Source organism: Chryseolinea sp. H1M3-3 (assembly GCF_029360725.1).
In the GTDB taxonomy this organism is placed as follows: Bacteria; Bacteroidota; Bacteroidia; order Cytophagales; family Cyclobacteriaceae; genus Chryseolinea.
In genome coordinates this window covers 1,656,485-1,674,803 of the sequence record NZ_JARKMY010000001.1, presented here as the reverse complement: position 1 = coordinate 1,674,803, position 18,319 = coordinate 1,656,485, and the positions used below count along the sequence as shown (strand labels likewise).

Below are 18,319 nucleotides of genomic sequence, written 5' to 3'. Positions count from 1 at the left end.
GGACTCGTTATTCTTTTCATTCCTCTTTCAAGTTTTATCTCTCAAAAGAATCAATCGCAGAGTCTTGCCATCACTGACAATTCCCCGCAGGTCCGCTATCAATTTCCATCCATTCAATGAACGTGTCAACTACGGGTTTTTCAATACCTCATAGTTACTTGTGATTCTTATCAAAATTTATGTTTGAATCTCCCTTGCTAGACACCGAATCCTCCCGATTCAGTGAGCGTGTTTTCAAATTGGGAGTGCAAAGGTAATCGAATTGTCCTCACTTCCCAATAATCTGCAAAAACTTTTTTAATAAGTTTTTACTCCCAAAAAGCTCTAATCAAAATTTATTGCGAAAGGTTCCAGCTGTTCAGAATTTTTTAAGAATTTCTAAACGTTTATAAATTATTCAGCCTTAAGCCTCTTAAACAGTGGAACGGTACTGCATGGTTCACCAAACATTAAACTATTAACATATGGTCTCAGCTGATTGACGACCTCAACATAAATCGCCACAGGAACTTCAACCTTACTACATCCCTTCACAACCACTTTGGCATCTATAAACGATGCCCAATTAATTTTTGAAAGCGCATTTCTGTAGTTCTCTAATTCCAAATCCTCCAGACTTCCAAATACAACTTTTCTGGCGAACGGCTGTAAAGCAATCGTCAGAAGCATGTAAGCCCAAGTGGGAACAATCGCATCAACCGAACACGTGATTGCAACGAACTTACCCTGGTAAAAAGACCAATCGTGATTTTTTATAAAATCCCTAAAATCTTTTTCACGCAAAACCAATCCTTGGTAAAGCTGATCTTTAATATCGAATTGAATTCGCTCACCTGGTTGGTAATAAACTTCCAGGTCGAAAGTGATCAACGAACTGTTCGCGACCTTATTTATTATTTGACCTTGTTCTTGCAATGACATAGTGCTAACAAACCTACTAAATGATTTAGTTCACCTTTTCTAAAGATTGTTTAGTATAAAACTCCTTTAAATAATATGGCACGAAAAGATCTACATCTTCTGTTTCGTGCCTCCTAAATTTTTCGAAAGCTAATGAACCAAGTTGGACGGCTGACGGATGTATATCAGACAAAAATTTTGCGTTTGACTGATTTAGCACATCACGACACTTCATTGAACCATTACCAAAAAAAATCACTGGCTTAATTGATAAATATTTTTCAAAACTTTTTTCATCAATAATTATCGGTTTAACAGGCTCAATCTCATTTAAATTAAAATCCATTACTTGACAATAGACTTCCATGCGCCTGGCATCAATCATTGGGCAAAGAAAAGAATCAGAAAAATTGATATGACTGACTTTGGCCGTTAATATGTGTAATGTAGGGACAGCAATTAAAGGAATGTTCCGTGCGTAGCATAATCCTTTTGCTAACGATGTGCCAATACGCAACCCCGTATAAGAGCCTGGCCCCGAAGAAACAGCGACTGCCCTAATTTCCTCTATTTTCAAATCAGCTAGGTTTAATACTTGATCAACGAGCAACCCCAATTTTGATGCATGAGAAAACTCTTGATGGACTTCGACAACGGAAATTAATTTACCATCATCATGTAGGGCTACTGAACAAACAGAGGTCGAAGTTTCGATACTTGCAATCAGCGCCATCTGATTAATTAACGGAAAGTAATTTGTTGTACGTTACAGAATCCTTAAGGATTTTTCGACCTTCTAAAATCGCGGCGTCATGTTGCAAAGAAACTTCGGCTTGTCCTTCGTACAAGTTATAATGGAAGCCGATTTGTTCCCGCAACACCTCCATAATCTCAGGTTTATATTTTTTGATATCGCTTGATTTGCTAGACTGCACTTTGTTAAGTAACCCGTTGAGCTCACTATTCAGGAGTTCATCGTAACGTTCCTTCTTTGCTGTCTCCATCAATTTCTCAATGTCATCTTCCAATGGAGTGGTATAGGCGAACTGTTGATTTTTTACAAACATTATAAAATCATTAAAATCCTTTTCTGTAAGTTGAAACGATTTCAATTCTGGAATCGTCGGGTTTTCTGCGCAATACCTGGAAGCAAAATCAAAAACCAACCCTTCATTAATAAGGGCTGAAGTTATTGCAACATATTCATCGTCGATTTTAATATCCGGATCAAGACCGCCACCATCAAAAACTTTTCGACCTCGTTTTGTTTTAAATTCAACTTTTAACGAATCAGCTATCCTTTCAACAGTGCCATCCTGCTTTCTGTGTGTATAATCTAAAGCTTGTATGCAACGGCCACTCGGTATGTAATATTTTGCGGTCGTTACCTTAAGTTGAGAATTATAAGCAAGCGGGCGAGTTGTTTGAACTAATCCTTTGCCAAAGGTCCGCTGCCCTATAAGCACAGCACGATCGTAATCTTGTAACGCCCCCGCTACTATCTCGGATGCCGACGCACTTCCTTCACCAACCAAAACCACAATTCCCATTTTTTTATCGATAGGTTGATTGAGTGTCTTATAAGTTTTATTCCATTCTTCGACCTTGCCTTTTGTTGAAACAACCTCTTGACCTTTCTCAACAAATAAACTAACAATGTTAACGGCCTCATGAAGCAAACCTCCCGGATTATTCCGTAGATCCAAGATAATTTTAGATGCTCCCTTTTGTTTTAAGGCAATCACGGCGTCAGAAACTTCGCGAGCCGCACCGGGAGTGAAATCATCCAGCCTGATATAGCCCACACCTGGTTCGACCAATCCTGAAAATGAAAGATTTGTTATACTGATTTTTTCGCGACTTATTTGGTACGTGGTTGTTTCAGAGGTACCCGACCGTTTAATTTTTATCTCTAAATTCGTCTTTGGTGCGCCTTTTAATAAAGCGCTTATTTCCGCAGGCGTCTTTCCTTGAATGCTTTTACCATTTACAGCAATAATTTCGTCACCTACTTTTATACCTGCTTTATATGCTGGAAAATTTTTATAGGGGTGTGTGACAACAATTCTTTTATTCACAATTCCAATTAGTGCGCCAATTCCACCGTATTGACCTGTAGTGCTAATCTGAAAAGATTCCAATTCGTCTTCAGGAATATAATCTGTATACGGGTCCAGCGATTCGAGCATACCCTCGATACCATGTCGTATTAGTTTTCGTGGCTCAACTTCGTCAACGTAATAAGCATTAACCTCTTTGAAAAGCGTAGCGAAAATATCAAGGCTTTTGGCGATGTCGAAATATTTTTCAGCAGGTTTCCGGAACGCAAGGGCAGTAACAAGAAAGATAAATATAACGACCAGCCATTTATTTTTTCTTCTCCACATAATCCAAACGTTTGAACGTTTTTACAAGTCTTTCGTGAATTTGCGCGGATGGCAAGATTTCTTTGACACTATAAATATACGCAATGAGCAACTTGTTTCGCTCAACAAGCATACTCTTATTTAGGCGATAGGCTTCACGAATCCTTCTTTTAATGAGATTACGATCCACCGCGTTCTTAAAAATTTTCTTAGATACCGAAATCAAAATCTGATGAGCCGGATAAGCAGGCTCGGGATTTTGCAAAAAAAAGACCTTAAAAGGGTATAAATAAAAAGAGGAACCCTTTTCAAAGAGTTCCTGAATAACTTTTTCTTTATAGAGTCTTTCCTCTTTTTTGAACGTAAACTTCCCCATGGTTGAAATTAATGAATCGCCGTCGGGGGTTCAAAAAAGCCGACTGGAGATTACTTATGCTTTACCGTTTTCTCGCTGGAAACAGTTAGTTTTTTACGGCCATTTTTTCTCCTGTTTGCAAGCACTCTGCGTCCATTGGCAGTAGCCATTCTTTCACGAAATCCGTGTTTATTCTTTCTTTTTGTGCGGGAGGGCTGAAATGTACGTTTCATCGCGTTGTTATTAACTGTAAAAATTTAAAAAGGGCTGCAAAGATGCCTAGGATTTTCGGGATTTACAACCCCCAGCTCCTTTTTTCTGACTCCTGGCCATTAGTGCTTACTGAGATCAACCAGGAGCTTTTTGATCCTTGATGTTTCCAGGCGCGGTCCAAATTGAGTAACCACCTTAGACGCCGCGAGAGAAGCTAGCTTGCCGGCCTCTGCAAAACTGTGCTGGTGCGTGATTCCATACAAAAATGCTCCTGAAAACATATCCCCCGCGCCATTTGTATCAATTGCTTCAACTTTATAAGGCTCGATATTGATGAATGTATCTCCGTCGAAAATTAGTGCCCCGTTTGCGCCCAAGGTGACAACAAACTTTTTTGCTACTTGCTGTAGTTTTTGACGCGCTTCATTTATTGTTGATGTTCCTGTAAAAATCAATGCCTCCTCATCGTTGCAAAAAAGCAAATCGACACTGGCGCCTACAATTTCTTCCATTTGTTTGGAGAAGTACTTTACCATGCTAGGGTCGGAGAAGGTCAAAGCAACATCGACCTTGCTTTGCTCTGCCATTCTTTTAGCCTCCTTTAGGGCATCTAATCCTTTAGGGCTCGCCACTAAATAACCCTCGAGGTATACAATGGATGAGTTTTTGATAGACTCCTCATCCAAATGATTCTTTGATAAGAATGAACTTACACCTAAAAATGTGTTCAATGTGCGGTTGGCATCGGGCGAAGTCATCACAAGGCATCGGCCTGTGTGTCCCGGAGGGCATTGCTCGAATGTGAGGTTTGTGTCTACTCCGTTATATTTCAAATCATCGAGAAAGAATTTCCCGAGATCATCTTGCGCTACCAATAATGAATAGAAACTCTTTCCTCCAAACTGGTTGACGGCTACGACTGTATTTGCTGCAGAGCCCCCGCCAGTCATTTTACTTTTCTGCATGTCGATGGCTTTCATCAACTCTAGCTGGCGTTTCTCGTCAACCAAAGTCATTACCCCTTTTTCGACATTATTGTTTTCAAAAAAGTCATGATCTACTTCAGTGATAATATCAACAATGGCATTTCCAATGCCGTAAACGTCGTACCTTTTCATTAAAAAAATTTTTGCAATGATACAACAAGATCGTATGACTTGTTGCTATCCATTGATTTTTTGGTCGCGGATTATTCAGGATGTTTAAGGTCGCTGAATGTTGAGCGTCATTTTGTACTTCTTTGCCCGATCCGGATAATCTGTGATAAACCCGTCGACACCCATCCCTTTGAGTGAAAGCATATCTGAAACTTCATTGACCGTCCATGGTATTACTCTAATTTTCTGCCCATGGAGGTAGCGCACCTTTTCTTTTGATAATAGCTTAAAGTGCGGACTATAAATAGAAGGTTTAAATCCTAATGTATTTAGATTGCTCTCAATCGATTTAGTATTTTCCACTAACGCCGCCAGACGTATATGCGGATACTTATGATGCCAATATTTTAACACCCTGAAATCAAAAGATTGAATCACTAGCCGTTCAAGGGGAATGTACTGATCTACCAGGTTATAAACCAGGTCCGAAAATTCTTCAACGGAAGGATGAAATTTTTTATCGCCGTCAGGAGTACTTTTTATTTCGATGTTATAATCCACCTCGTATGACGCATAGCTTTTGATATGATTTTCAACGGCAACAATGACATCGTTCAATAAAGGTTTAGAAACTTTGATTTTTTCCTGTTGCGGGAAATTTTTATTCCCAAGTGAGCCACAATCGAACTGCTTTACTTCATCGTAAGTCAGCTGGTATATATTTAGTTTCTTTTCCTGTTTTAGTTCTAACGGAGTGCCTGTGGGGTCCAGGCAGATGCTTGACGATATCCAAGGTTCGTGCGAAACCAGTACTTGTTTGTCTTTGCTAATCACCACGTCTAATTCTATTGTTGTTACACCGGAATCAATCGCTAGCAAAAAGCCAGGTATCGTATTTTCAGGCCTTAACCCTCTTGCCCCACGGTGTCCTTGTACATCGAACTTGGGAATGTATTGTGTGTACGCGGGCGATGCCATAATAAATAGCACACTTATAATTACGAGTCGATAAGTCATACGTAAAGATAGAGTCCACATCTTCATGCAACAAGAATGACCGACTCAAATTCTCAAATAATAGAACACGAGACCTCTTACATCTAAAGTTAACAACTAATGATTAATGCGTACTGACTGGAATTTTGTTTTGCATTCCACCTATTAATTCCAAAGTAAAATTATCCTTAGCCTGTACATAAGCTACCTTTGGAATTATCGTCGCACCAACTTTTCGTTTTTCGAAGGCAGCCGTCATTCCAAAATCAATTTTAGTGAAATTTAAACTTCGAGCGCGTTTAATAGTCTGGTATAAAAGCTGTCGGTAGATTTGATATTCCTGAATATAGCTATAATCCATACCAATAAAAGAAGGGACATAAGTATGGCCCATGTTCTTGTAACAAAACATGACACCGATTGGAATACGTTGCTCACGGATATCATATTCAGGTTTCAAATAAGCAATAATAAATTCCCATTGAGGGTGCTCCGACATTTTAGAGAACAATTTTCTGGGAAATGAAAATGTGTTCAGGTCCAGATTTTTCATTCTCACGTTTTCATAGAGTTCATAAAAAACATCGATTTCACTCTCGGCTGGATTTCCTTTGCAAACTATCTCATAGAACCCTTCGTAAGGCTGAATGTCGGCTTTGAAGTGTTTACGCGAGCGCGCTGACAATGAGGCGAGATATTCTTCTTGATTATTCCATTTCAAATTTTCCATAACGCAAGCTTCAGGCATATCGACTTTCAAAAATCCGTGATTGTGAAAAAACTCGTTTAATGGATTGTCTTGTAAAAAATCCCGTAGCACGATCATCGACGTGTTCAACTTGACATCCAAAACTTCGACGTGATCTAATAAAATTTTTAATCCTTCATTAAACAGAGGGTGGCCTTGATTCATAAAGCAGTGCTGGCCTTCTGTAAACAGACATCCCATGCCCGTTACATTTGATGTGAGATGATAAGGGTTTTGCTTTCTTTTTTCTTCCAGCTGAAGTGAGACCGCAGCCGGGGCCAGCATATCATCTTTCCATAACGCTACACAAAAAAAAGTGATCAATAGCGGATCACCTTGCTGGTCTTTAATAACGAAATAATGAAATGCCCAATTGTGCTCTTGCTTTTCGTTCATGGTAAATACTTCCTCCAAAAACGCCAGCCCATCCCAATCAAATACGCTTTGCTTGCCCATGTATTCGTTCCAGAACTCCTTCTTTAAGGACCATATCGAACGCTGATGTTCAATGGTCAGGTTTTTAGGGAGGGTTTCAGCCGGACTATCTTTCTCCTGCAGCGGAAGATGAAACGCCCTGCGAACTTTATTTTCATTTGTTCCGGTATCCTCTAATGCTTTGGGGTAATGATGGACCATCGCCTCCACCAAAGCCTTCATTTCCGCGCGGCGGTTATGGCGTGAGATGGTGAGTCTAACACCAGTATTTTTCACCGGTACTCCGGGATAAATGCCGAGATTAACAAAGAAGCCTTCGTTCATTAAGCGGTTAACAAAATTGTATCCTGTAACAGGCATCCCTGTTCCGATATAAAAAACTGGGCAATTATTTTTTTCAATTAATGGCAAATCGGTTTGACTTAACAGCGAGTTGAAGTAACTGATATTATCAGCAAGTTCATCTTGCATGCGATATATTTCGTCGGAAAGATGGATGTCTGCTGAGGCTATCGCTGCCGCGACGGAGGCGGGCTCAAGTTGTGCGGAGAATGTCAGTGGACCCCCAAAGGTCTTGATACGCCTGTGCATGTCGACATCCGCACACACCAGCACGGCACCACTTGCGCCAAACGATTTACTAAGCGTACCAAAAAGTAAAACGCGTTCCGGTAATGTTTTTAATTGATCTAACACATATCCTGTTCCATTTTTACCGATCCAACTCATGCCATGGACGTCATCAAAATATAGGTGAAATTGATTGTATTTATTATACAAATACATCAAGTCCGAAATAGGAGCACAATCACCATACATCGAATAAATCCCGTCCGCCATGTACCATATTCTGTTTTTGGTGGTTTGCATTTCCTTAATTTTGTCCTCCAACATATTGAGATTATTATGGCGGATCAACTCAACAGGTATACCCCGCGGTTTTAATAATTGACATGCATTGTGCATACTCCAATGTGCCTGATGATCAATAATGACAGCATCTTCGTCGCGCACAACGCATGGGATAACACCGATATGTCCAAGCGTACTGTTCTTGGTGACAACAATTGGATTCCCGTACATTTGATTCAACCTTTCCTCTAAACTTTTATACAAGACAAACGAGACGTAGGACTTTGACAGCGGGAACTGAGTTCCATAATTTTCAATTGCCTGAATAGCGGCTTTTTTTAATCGAGGATCCTGTTCCAAGCCCAAATAGCCAGTCGTTCCGAAATGATAGAGATCCCTATTGCCTATCCTAATATTGCGACCGGTAAAGGCATCGTCTTCGGAATAGAGATGTAACACGCCGCTTTTTTTTGCATCGGTAAAAACCTCATCTACCGTATCCAAAAAATCATTATGCTTAAACTTTGCCATATCTGAAGGGTTTTTGTTTCGCTTGTTGGTTTGCTTATACGGTTGAGCACATAACTCTTGCTTACTACTTCCGCATTTCGCGTATTTAAAATCCGCTAAATGTCTTAATTTTGACACCCCTTAAAACCACTATGAACAACGCAAGCTTCGAAAACGAATACGCGAAATTTTGGCTAGAAGCAGGAATTGTGTACTTCGTGTATAAACCCAATACCAGTCTAGATCTTCACGCCGCAAAACAAATCGTAGCAGACAGAATAAAATTTCAGAAGCAGGTTGACTATCCTGTTTACTGCGATATACGCGAAATGAAAAAGGCTGATAAAGAAGCTCGTGATTTTTTGGCCAAAGAAGGTTCTTCATATACAAAAGGCGTTGCTATTATTGTTGATTCCCCAATGACCAAGATCATAGGGAATTTTTATCTGGGTCTTAACAAGCCTACAACGCCTACTAAAATGTTCACTGACAAGCGAGAGGCATTGGAATATCTTAACCAATTAATTGGATAAGTTCATTGATATTCGAGTAACGATTCTTCCAATACAATAATCATAAAACAATCCTGCGGACAAGAAGTTTTTATTATGCCAATAATTAATTTGGCAACGAAAAATAAAATGTTGCGCCTTCATTCAGTTTTCCTTCAGCCCAAACTTTTCCGCCGTGTTTTGATATTATCCGTTTGATAATAGCCAGACCGATGCCTGTGCCTTCGAATTCTCGTTCACTGTGGAGGCGTTGGAATACACCAAACAATTTTTCCACGTATTTAATATCAAAACCAACTCCGTTGTCTCTAATGAAAAAAACTATTTCTTCATCAGTTTGATAAGAGCCAATTTCTATTCTTGCTTCCGCTACATTGCGTGAATATTTCAGCGCATTTGAGATTAAATTGATCCATACCTGTGTCAGCAAAGCCTGATCACCTAACGCAGTACTTAACGGGTGAATAATGAAGTTTGCTTTTCGCGTAGTATCCAAACCTAAATCATCAACAATCTTTTTCACCAAGGAATCCATTTCAATTTTGTCTTTGGGGACGGTTTTCCTCCCTAGTCGGGCGAAATCAAGAAGGTCATCTATGAGTTGACTCATTTTCCGGACATTCCTTTGAATCGTATTGAAAACAATTTTCCCTTCCTCATCTACATTTTGTAAATAGCTCTCCTCCAAAATATGCGTGAACCCACTCACTGCTCTAAGCGGGGCGCGTAAGTCATGGGACACAGAATATGAAAATGATTCCAATTCGCTGTTTGCGGCCTCCAACTGAATAATACTTTTTTGAAGATGAAGATTTAATTGACGAACCTGTTCACCGGTTAATTTTTCGTGGGTAATATCACGTTCTGTTATGGCAATTGATTTTTCCCCACTATCTGAGTCAACAATAAGTGAAGAGTAAACCAAAACATCAATAAGGTTTCCAGATTTGGCAACTCGTTTAGTTTCGTGCGACCCAGCGTTTTCACCATTTAATGCACAATGAATGATATCTAACATTTCTGATTGAAAGGCTTCCGGAATAATCTGCCACACCTTCATGGCAAGTGCTTCCGTCTCTGTATATCCATAAATTTGCCTCGCCCCATCATTCCATGAAAAAATATCGCCGTTGCTGTTGACAATATACGTTGCATCCTTCGACTGCTTTACAATAGAGGCAAGTGAATTTCTTATCTTTTCTACTCTTTTTACCTCACTGATGTCTCTTGCGTTGAAAAACCATTTATCGTTTTTGTTGACAATATTCCATTGTAACCATTTCATTTTATTCTTCTTATCAAGAACAGGTGTTTCGAAGGAAAAACGTTCCAGATCTTTTGCCCGTTGCTGCTCTAACAAAATTTTCCCTTCTTCTGAAATGAATTTACTTAGTGAAATGTCAAGCATTTCTTCGGGTGCATATCCTAAAATATGTTTACACGCTCTATTCACCTCTTTCACTGTAAAATCTCTGGCATCCAAAATGCCTATGATATCTGCGGAATTATTAATGAGAAGGGCAGATTTTTCCAGCGATATATTTTTTTCAACCAGCTCCTTCCGTTGATGCTGCAACGTTAGCAGTACCGCTACTTTTGCTCTGGTTATCTCGCGATCGAGCGGCTTGTAGAGATAATCGATGGCACCCTCTTCAAACCCTTTTACAATAAAACTATTTTCTTTTTTTTCTGCCGTTGCAAATATTAGGGGAATATCCTTGGTTCGTTTATTTGATTTTAATATTCGAGCAATTTCAAATCCATCCATACCCGGCATATGGACATCTAATATTATCAAATCAATTTCTTGTCGCAGTGCCAGTTTAAGAGCATCGTTGCCACTGCCGGCTTTTAAAAAATTGCGTCCATCTTTCTCCAACAACTCTTGTAACACCAGTATATTTTCATCACGATCATCCACCAAAAGTATCGTAGAGGATCTATTATTCACGTTCTCCATTGGACATCATTTAAACATCTTCGTCATCGCCTATTTTGCATTCGAATTTATTTGAACATAGTTTTAAATAACGATCGAGGCGTCATTATCATTGTTTGCTGTACAGCCAAACCCGCATCAGCGACAAAAGCTGACTTATGTCCAACGGTTTTGTAATATAGTCAGACATACCAACCGCAAGACACTTTTCCCGATCTCCTTTCATTGCTTTCGCCGTCAAAGCAATGATGGGTACCTTCGGAAATTTACCAGACTTTCTAATATTTAACGTTGCCTCATACCCATCCATTTCAGGCATCATTACATCCATGAGTATAATATGGACATTGTTATTTTTGTTCAATATCTCTAATGCCTCTTTACCATTTTCGGCAGTAAGACAATGCATACCTTCCTCTTCTAAAACATTTGTTAAGGAATAGATATTCCGAAAGTCGTCGTCAACAATTAAAACGGTCTTATCCTTTAACACTTCGTCCGCACGATGGAGTTTACGGATGATATTTTGCTTCTCGGGAGACAAGTTTGTTTCAACACGATGAAGAAAAAGGGTTGTTTCATCAAGCAATCTTTCGTACGAGGAAGCAGTCTTTATGATAACACTATTAGCCAGCGTACTTAATTTTTTCTGTTGCTCTCTTGTCAGATCATTTGCCGAGAAAACAATTATTGGGATTTTATTGAATTGATCGTTCAACTTGATTTTTTCAAGCAACTCAATTCCAGACATATCAGCGAGTTCAATATCAAGCACAACACAATCGAATGTCCCTTCCACTAGTCTTTCATAAGCTTCGACTCCGGACAATGCGGAAAAACATTCTACATCACCATTGCCTATTAAATCACAGATCGCTTTATTTTCTTCCTCATTCTTAGGCACGATCAGTAAATGCTTATACCTGCGTTTCGTAAATTGTTCAAGACGTTCAAAGACTGCTTGTAAATCTACTTTCGTGACCGGCTTTTTTATAAAATCAAAGGCACCCAGTCTCATCGCCTGCTTTTTGCGACTGTAGCCCGAAATAATTTGTATAGGAATATGTCGTAATAGGGGGTCACTCTTCAGTTGTTTGATTACCTCTTCTCCATCCATTACCGGAAGCTTCATGTCTAGAAGAATTGCATCAGGTTTATACTGTCGGGCATAACTAAGACCTACGTTACCTTGATGCGCAATAATTCCTTTATAATTTCGATCACGTACGAATGTTAAAATGATCTGGGCAAATTCTTTGTCATCTTCCAGTATCAGAATTTTTCTATCCTTTTCGGTAACGGAGAGTCGGTCATCGTCGACGAATGCCTCCTGCTCTTTGAAAATTTCTAGCGGTTTTTTTTCGTTTGCCGGAGGCAAAATATTAAAAGTAAGATCTTTATTGGCTTTATAATTTACCGGGAGAAACAATGTAAATGTGCTTCCCCTTCCTTCTTCACTTGTCAACTGAATTTCTCCACCCAACAATTCGCAAAGCTCGCGGCATATCGACAAACCGAGACCGGTTCCTCCATACTTTCGCTTGTCTGTGCTATCAACCTGTCTAAAGGCTTCAAAAATAATTTCCTGTTTATCTTTTGGAATGCCTATGCCTGTATCCACAACAGAAAAGGCCATCACGTCGGATATATTATCTAATTTCTTTAGGTTCAACGTACCGGATATTGGACGCCGTATCGACAGTGTAACTTCTCCCTTGGACGGTGTGAACTTAAAAGCGTTAGACAATAAGTTCCTAAGTATTTGTTCAAGTCTCAGCTTATCTGTAAAAAGTACGGTGTCTTTAACTGTTGAAGCATCAATCTTGAAATCGACTGATTTATTGTGTGCAATTTGTGAAAACATCATCGACATATCCGTAAAAATTTCACCAATGGTAACCTCCTCCAAAGAGAGTTCCATTTTTCCGGATTCAACTTTTGATAGATCAAGTATGTCATTTATAAGTGTAAGCAATTCATTGCCTGAATTGTAAATAACATTAGCATACTTTATTTCCTTTTCATTGAGCGTTCCATTTTTGTTTTCAATTAATAGCTGAGTTAAAATCAAAATGCTGTTTAAAGGTGTGCGCAATTCATGCGACATGTTGGCTAAAAACTCTGATTTGTACCTGCTGACAGATTCGAGATTTTGCGCCTTGGCTTCGACAATGGCCTTTGATTTTTCAAGAGACTGTTTTTCATTTTCTAATATACTTGCTGCCTCCTCTAATTCGGCATTTGATTGCTGAAGTTCTTCTTGCTGCACTTTGAGCTCCGCTTCCGACTTTTCAATTGCATTTATTTTTTCGAGGAGCTCGTCATTAAACTGCCGTAACTCTTCCTGTTGTGATTCCAACGCCTCTGCTTGTCGTTGCGTTTCTTCTAATAATTCTTTTAACTTAAACCTGGACTGCGAGGAATTAAAGGCTATTGCGATACTGTTTCCAACCAATTGTAAAAATTCAACATCAAGCGCCGTAAACGCTTTGGCGGAACCTAACTCTATAACACCTTTAACTCTTCCAACATACAAAAAAGGAAAAACTATTATATGCGAAGGGACTGCGCTGCCAAGTGCAGATTGAATTTTGATATAATCATGCGGCACCTCGTTAAATACTATTGGCCGCCGGTCAAGTGCCGCCTGCCCGACAAGCGATTGACCAATCGCAAAGGACTCCGGAGCAGTCTTTATGTCTAATGCATAACTACCGATTCTATTGAGTTGCCCATGTTCAAAAAGATAAATCGCTCCTATCTGACTGTTCAGATAAGTTGCAACTTGTGTTATAATATCCTGTGCAAGGCTTCGCACATCTTTTTCCTCACGTAGCTTGTCATTCAGTTCATTATTGCCTTTCAACAACCAAGTCCGGGTCTCTTTTTCCTTGGAAAGGTTACTAAGATTGTTACGCATATTAATAAGCGCCTTGCCGAGCAAGTCCTTACTGCTTTTCAAGTTTATTTCAGTATTATAATCTCCCCTTCCTATGGAATTGGCAACGTGGATATAATCTTGAAACACAGTAACCATTTTATTGAATGAGCTGGCAAGTTTTCCCATTTCATCCCTTGAATCAATGCTCAAAGCAAAATCAATATCGCCTCCAGTAATCCGGTCCGTAGCATCTTTTATCTCTGTTACTGAATTCACAACGGCTTTGATAACAATTGCTGCAACGGTGATAATGATTAGCAAAATGCTTAGTGTTAATACTATTTTTCTTAAAATATTGCTCGCAATAATTTCATTTTCATGCTTGATGTTATTTCTGTTCTCTTCTAATACAAAGGCCTCAACTTTTTTTAAGGCATTAATATTAGAAGCAATATCGCTCGCCATGCGATGTACACGTCTGAGACTCAACGTCGCTTCTGAAGTTGGGGCCATCACCATGCTGTCTAACGTCTTATTCAACCTGATAACGGAGGGGACAGACACAAACTCATTTTCAAAAAAGTCGATTATCTTGGGTCCTGCAGTTGTAGTAAAGGCATCGACACTTACTTCGTATTTTCCCTTCAGTTCTGAAAAGATAAAAAGGGTTTGCGGTGGAAGTTCACGTTCATGATCCAAACAAAGATTTTGCATTTGCACTAAGTACTCTTTTCCATATAGGAGTGCTACCAAGGCATGCAATTGGTTTTTGAATTCGATATCATCAAATGATTTTGCAATTTCGGAGACTTCGTTTATTAGTTTCAGATTAATGGAATGCGCATGAAGCGGAAAATAATCGGGCGAATTTCTGCTTTGGGTAATACTCTGGAGAAATTCGATCCGCTCAACCACAGACGGGTCTTCAGCATAAAATTTTTGTAACGCTTCAAGTTCCTTTTCAGTTTGCTGTTGCTGGTCCGTCAATTCATTATTAGCAGGTTGATTGTTCAACCAAATGCTTTTCCCCAGGATACTTTCCTTCTCGATCTCATTGATTAACGATGTGATAAGATCTATTTTAGTTACATCGTCACTTCGCAGTTTATTATTTTCTTTTCGGTCGAACTCGTTGATGATTGATCTTTGCTGAAAATAAAGAAGTCCAGCCAAAGGCAAAACCAAGAGCAACACTAACTTATTACGAATAGAGAGGTTTTTAAGAAGTTTCATTCAACCAAGCTTTGTTTAACACAACAATAAAGATCGCTACCAATCTTAATAAAATGAAATTAACGCTACGGCTATGCCTTAAATAGCGCCAACGACTCCCAGTACATGTCTAAGAAAAAGCATCGCGTACCGGGGTCAGTGCAACTCAATCTAGTAATCTATCTGATAATAGAAAAGTGTTGCTGGCTTTTTGTGCCTTCTTTGCGGTGAATAGATTCTAAAAATTTTGTTGTGATACTTGAAGAAAACGACGGGGCTACACTTTGCCGTGTGGGTAATACAGGATTCGAACCTGTGACCCCTACCCTGTCAAGGTAGTGCTCTAAACCAACTGAGCTAATTACCCTTGGCAATACAACCAAGAAAGTGACCCCGGAGAGATTCGAACTCTCGACCCATTGATTAAGAGTCAATTGCTCTACCAGCTGAGCTACGGAGTCTAGAAATTATTGGGCTGCAAAGTAAGCACTTCATAGGTTAGTGACCAAATCTAATCTGAATTAAAATAGCCGTGGAAACTATATATTTGCGAATGCTCATTTTGAAATCGGAAGTGAATTATGCGGCCGGCCGAATATTGGATACAACATCTTAACCTGACAGCGCATCCCGAGGGGGGCTTTTACCGGGAAACTTACCGATCTGAGGAAAATATTCAAATCTGCGGACTGCCTTCCCGCTTTGACGCTCCCAGGAATTTCTCCACCGCCATTTATTTTTTGTTACGGTCGCGAGATAAATCTCTTTTTCATCGGATCAAATCAGACGAACTCTGGCATTTTCATTCTGGAAGTACCTTGCACATTTACATCCTTAATAAGGAAACCGTAAAGGTGGTAAAGCTAGGTGACAACGCGCACGAAGGCGACTCGTTGCAGGTGGTGATTCCTGCCAACTGCTGGTTTGGCGCCAAAGTTATTAAGCCGGATACTTACACTTTGTCGAGCTGCACGGTGGCACCAGGCTTCGATTTTAAGGACTTTGAACTAGCAGACCGAGCGAAGTTGCTGCTTGACTTTCCTCGCCACAAGGAAATCATTAACGACCTTACGGTCTAGTTTTCCGGGATTAATAATTTCTTTACAATTGTCTTGTCCTTTGCCTTGACCACTACTGAATATATTCCTCGGGCCTGCTTACCATAATTAAATCGAATATGATTTTCTTCATGAGTAAGATGTTGTTCTTGAGTCGCTACAACTTGAGACAGCAGGTTTACCAGTTGAATCGTCACCCCTTGGTTCCCCTTTGCCGACAGCGTGATAACAACCCAACCCATTTTAGATGGATTGGGGTATAGCACAACATCCCCCGGCTCAGGGTCGCTCTCTACGGCCACGATGATAGAAAAGTTTGCGATCAAAGAAAGATCCTCAGCCGGCGTCGCCAGTACCTGTGTGATCTCTCCGCCATTAGACCATGATGCAAATTCGTAGCCCACATTATTAAGTTGTTGTGGTGTATTGACACTTAGGGTCCGGAGAAGACCCTCAACGCTGGATATTTCGAGCGGGGTAGCAGAGGCTTGCCCATCGACAAGTACCTCCAGCCCAGGTGGATCAGTTGTTAACGTGATAATAGATTTTTTTGGAAATATGTCAACGGAATCTTTACCCACCATTCCCTTAGAGTCCGTGACGGTAAGGATGACACGATACCAGACATCGTCAGAAGTTTCGCCTTCATTCGGGATTACAAAAGCACCGTTCTTAACGCCTTCGATGGCCGGTTGATCGTGTTGATGTGTTCCGTGATGAAAGTTGATCTCCCAATGAAAAGCTGTGGCCTGTAATGGACCATCTTCAGCATCATTTCCAACGCCTGCAAATTCAATCTCTGTGCCTGCAACATAAGTTGCACCCAACATGGGCGTTAATATTTCAGCGACGGGTAAAGCGTTTTCAATCACTGTTAAGGTCGCTGCATTGCTGGTGGACACTCCCGCTGCATTTGAAACGGTCACCGTGTATTCGCCTTGGTTTTCAAGCAGCGCATTTTCAATGATGAGTGAATCATTCACTGCACCTTGTATATCAATTCCATCTTTCTGCCATTGATAGTTAAACGGCGTTGATCCCAATGCATTGACGCTAAAAATTGCCGATTGTCCTTCGGCGGTCGTTAAAGATACCGGATGGCTGATGATGTAGGGACTGGTTGCCCTATTATAAATAATTTTATATAAGGCACTTGAAGACCGGCTGAGGTAGTATAAGTTTCCGTCGGGTCCTACTGAGAGTGCTAAGCTGTTACCACCAATTGAAGTAGCAAAAGAAAATCTGGTGGTAGTAGTCGCCATAACATCCAACGTATTAATCCATCGATTACACAAGTCTTGAAAAAAGTATTTTCCGAAATACTCGGCTGGGTAATTTGTATTTGAGGGGTAAAAAAATGTTCCTCCTGTTATGGCGCAACCTTTTCCATCACCGCCTCCGTGAGGATAGGCATAAATAGGATTTGTTAAATTTGGAAAAGAAGCGGCATTAAACTTTCCTTCCGTTGTTGGCCAGCCAAAATTTTTTCCGCCGGTAGTCGCATCGTTAATTTCCTCCCACGTGACCTGACCCACATCATTTACTAAAATTCGGCCCGTTTCAGGATGAATAGAAAATGTGTATGGATTTCGCAAGCCATATGCCCAAACTCTCTTACGTTGCTCACTGCCAGTTGGGAACGGATTACCTCCGGGTACACTGCCGTCTTTGTTGATGCGCAACAACTTTCCATGGTATGTATCTAGGTTTTGAGCGTGTGCCGAGTTTGCATTTTCGCCGATGGCAACATAAAGTTTCCCATCTAGTCCAAAATGCATGGCCCCACCGTTGTGATTGGTAGCATTACTAAGGGGATCGAGTTCTAAAATAATTACCTCACTGTCCGCCTGGGCAATATCACCATTGGCTGTAAATCTGCTGATGCGGTTATGGGCAGGTGTTCCCGGAACTGTGTAATACAGATAAATGTAATTATTTAAAACAAAATCGGGATCCAGTGCAATGCCAATGAGGCCACGTTCGCCAGTAGCGTTTACTGTTAACTGAACAAATGAAGTCGGAAGCAGTGTGTTGTTTTTTATCACGCGAAGTCTTCCCGCCTGCTGCGCCACGAAGATTCGTCCATCAGGAGCAAATGCCATGGCGGTCGGATTGGCAATGCCATTTGTAACTAGTACTTGAGCAAAGTCTGCAGGATAACTCTGTGCACCAACGCGGTTGTTACACCACACCAGCAATACGACTAACACTATAGTATGAAACTTTAGCATATATTAAGTTGAAA

13 protein-coding genes and 2 tRNA genes are annotated in these 18,319 nt (G+C 40.3%); 2 read left to right on the top strand and 13 right to left on the bottom strand.

What is annotated here, in order from left to right; translation table 11 throughout:
- Window positions 1–393 precede the first annotated feature (393 nt).
- From P2W71_RS07365 to P2W71_RS07330, 8 genes are all read right to left on the bottom strand, one after another.
- A complete protein-coding gene (locus P2W71_RS07365) occupies window positions 394–921 on the bottom strand; it encodes a DUF2480 family protein (RefSeq protein WP_276368978.1) in 528 nt (175 codons plus the stop codon).
- A 25-nt stretch (window positions 922–946) separates the two neighbouring features.
- Window positions 947–1,633: a tRNA (adenosine(37)-N6)-threonylcarbamoyltransferase complex dimerization subunit type 1 TsaB gene (gene tsaB, locus P2W71_RS07360; RefSeq protein WP_276368975.1), complete on the bottom strand. Its 687-nt coding sequence runs from the start codon at window positions 1,631–1,633 to the stop codon at window positions 947–949.
- Between the two features lie 4 nt (window positions 1,634–1,637).
- Window positions 1,638–3,287, bottom strand: coding sequence for a S41 family peptidase (locus P2W71_RS07355; RefSeq protein WP_276368973.1), 1,650 nt, complete (start codon window positions 3,285–3,287; stop codon window positions 1,638–1,640).
- Entirely contained in the window at window positions 3,268–3,642 is a 375-nt protein-coding gene (gene rnpA / locus P2W71_RS07350; RefSeq protein ID WP_276368970.1) for a ribonuclease P protein component, read from the bottom strand. The genes P2W71_RS07355 and rnpA overlap by 20 nt, the downstream gene beginning before the upstream one ends.
- Window positions 3,643–3,692: 50 nt before the next feature.
- Entirely contained in the window at window positions 3,693–3,854 is a 162-nt protein-coding gene (rpmH, locus tag P2W71_RS07345; protein WP_025538858.1) for a 50S ribosomal protein L34, read from the bottom strand.
- Window positions 3,855–3,953: 99 nt separating this feature from the next.
- A complete protein-coding gene (locus P2W71_RS07340) occupies window positions 3,954–4,952 on the bottom strand; it encodes an adenosine kinase (RefSeq protein ID WP_276368965.1) in 999 nt (332 codons plus the stop codon).
- Between the two features lie 84 nt (window positions 4,953–5,036).
- Window positions 5,037–5,948 (bottom strand): glycerophosphodiester phosphodiesterase family protein, encoded by a 912-nt coding sequence (locus P2W71_RS07335; protein ID WP_276368962.1) that lies wholly within the window; start codon window positions 5,946–5,948, stop codon window positions 5,037–5,039.
- A 103-nt stretch (window positions 5,949–6,051) separates the two neighbouring features.
- Window positions 6,052–8,493 (bottom strand): aminotransferase class I/II-fold pyridoxal phosphate-dependent enzyme, encoded by a 2,442-nt coding sequence (locus P2W71_RS07330; protein ID WP_276368960.1) that lies wholly within the window; start codon window positions 8,491–8,493, stop codon window positions 6,052–6,054.
- Between the two features lie 131 nt (window positions 8,494–8,624).
- Here P2W71_RS07330 and P2W71_RS07325 point away from each other — a divergent pair, with 131 nt between their 5' ends.
- The gene (locus P2W71_RS07325) at window positions 8,625–9,005 is read left to right on the top strand and encodes a hypothetical protein (RefSeq protein WP_276368957.1); all 381 of its coding nucleotides are present in this window, start codon (window positions 8,625–8,627) and stop codon (window positions 9,003–9,005) included.
- An 85-nt stretch (window positions 9,006–9,090) separates the two neighbouring features.
- Here P2W71_RS07325 and P2W71_RS07320 read toward each other — a convergent pair whose 3' ends face one another.
- The 4 genes from P2W71_RS07320 to P2W71_RS07305 all read right to left on the bottom strand — a co-directional run bounded on the left by P2W71_RS07320 (window position 9,091) and on the right by P2W71_RS07305 (window position 15,477).
- A complete protein-coding gene (locus P2W71_RS07320; RefSeq protein WP_276368955.1) occupies window positions 9,091–10,944 on the bottom strand; it encodes a PAS domain S-box protein in 1,854 nt (617 codons plus the stop codon).
- 88 nt (window positions 10,945–11,032) lie between these two features.
- On the bottom strand, window positions 11,033–15,037 hold the full coding sequence (locus P2W71_RS07315; RefSeq protein ID WP_276368953.1) for a response regulator: 4,005 nt from the start codon (window positions 15,035–15,037) through the stop codon (window positions 11,033–11,035).
- A 271-nt stretch (window positions 15,038–15,308) separates the two neighbouring features.
- Window positions 15,309–15,383, bottom strand: a tRNA-Val gene (locus tag P2W71_RS07310).
- A gap of 21 nt (window positions 15,384–15,404) precedes the next feature.
- Window positions 15,405–15,477 (bottom strand) — tRNA-Lys (locus P2W71_RS07305).
- Between the two features lie 120 nt (window positions 15,478–15,597).
- Here P2W71_RS07305 and P2W71_RS07300 point away from each other — a divergent pair.
- Window positions 15,598–16,095 (top strand): cupin domain-containing protein, encoded by a 498-nt coding sequence (locus P2W71_RS07300; protein ID WP_276368951.1) that lies wholly within the window; start codon window positions 15,598–15,600, stop codon window positions 16,093–16,095.
- On the opposite strand, the gene P2W71_RS07295 is transcribed toward P2W71_RS07300, so the two are convergent.
- Complete coding sequence (locus P2W71_RS07295; RefSeq protein WP_276368948.1) at window positions 16,092–18,305, bottom strand: PQQ-dependent sugar dehydrogenase; 2,214 nt, start codon at window positions 18,303–18,305, stop codon at window positions 16,092–16,094. The two genes, P2W71_RS07300 and P2W71_RS07295, sit on opposite strands and share 4 nt — an antisense overlap.
- Between the last annotated feature and the right edge of the window lie 14 nt (window positions 18,306–18,319).

Bases quoted from the DNA above. Each gene is read 5' to 3' on its own strand.
- P2W71_RS07365 (WP_276368978.1), bottom strand. From the start codon at position 921: ATGTCATTGCAAGAACAAGGTCAAATAATAAATAAGGTCGCGAACAGT.
- tsaB (WP_276368975.1), bottom strand. From the start codon at position 1,633: ATGGCGCTGATTGCAAGTATCGAAACTTCGACCTCTGTTTGTTCAGTA.
- P2W71_RS07355 (WP_276368973.1), bottom strand. From the start codon at position 3,287: ATGTGGAGAAGAAAAAATAAATGGCTGGTCGTTATATTTATCTTTCTT.
- rnpA (WP_276368970.1), bottom strand. From the start codon at position 3,642: ATGGGGAAGTTTACGTTCAAAAAAGAGGAAAGACTCTATAAAGAAAAA.
- rpmH (WP_025538858.1), bottom strand. From the start codon at position 3,854: ATGAAACGTACATTTCAGCCCTCCCGCACAAAAAGAAAGAATAAACAC.
- P2W71_RS07340 (WP_276368965.1), bottom strand. From the start codon at position 4,952: ATGAAAAGGTACGACGTTTACGGCATTGGAAATGCCATTGTTGATATT.
- P2W71_RS07335 (WP_276368962.1), bottom strand. From the start codon at position 5,948: ATGACTTATCGACTCGTAATTATAAGTGTGCTATTTATTATGGCATCG.
- P2W71_RS07330 (WP_276368960.1), bottom strand. From the start codon at position 8,493: ATGGCAAAGTTTAAGCATAATGATTTTTTGGATACGGTAGATGAGGTT.
- P2W71_RS07325 (WP_276368957.1), top strand. From the start codon at position 8,625: ATGAACAACGCAAGCTTCGAAAACGAATACGCGAAATTTTGGCTAGAA.
- P2W71_RS07320 (WP_276368955.1), bottom strand. From the start codon at position 10,944: ATGGAGAACGTGAATAATAGATCCTCTACGATACTTTTGGTGGATGAT.
- P2W71_RS07315 (WP_276368953.1), bottom strand. From the start codon at position 15,037: ATGAAACTTCTTAAAAACCTCTCTATTCGTAATAAGTTAGTGTTGCTC.
- P2W71_RS07300 (WP_276368951.1), top strand. From the start codon at position 15,598: ATGCGGCCGGCCGAATATTGGATACAACATCTTAACCTGACAGCGCAT.
- P2W71_RS07295 (WP_276368948.1), bottom strand. From the start codon at position 18,305: ATGCTAAAGTTTCATACTATAGTGTTAGTCGTATTGCTGGTGTGGTGT.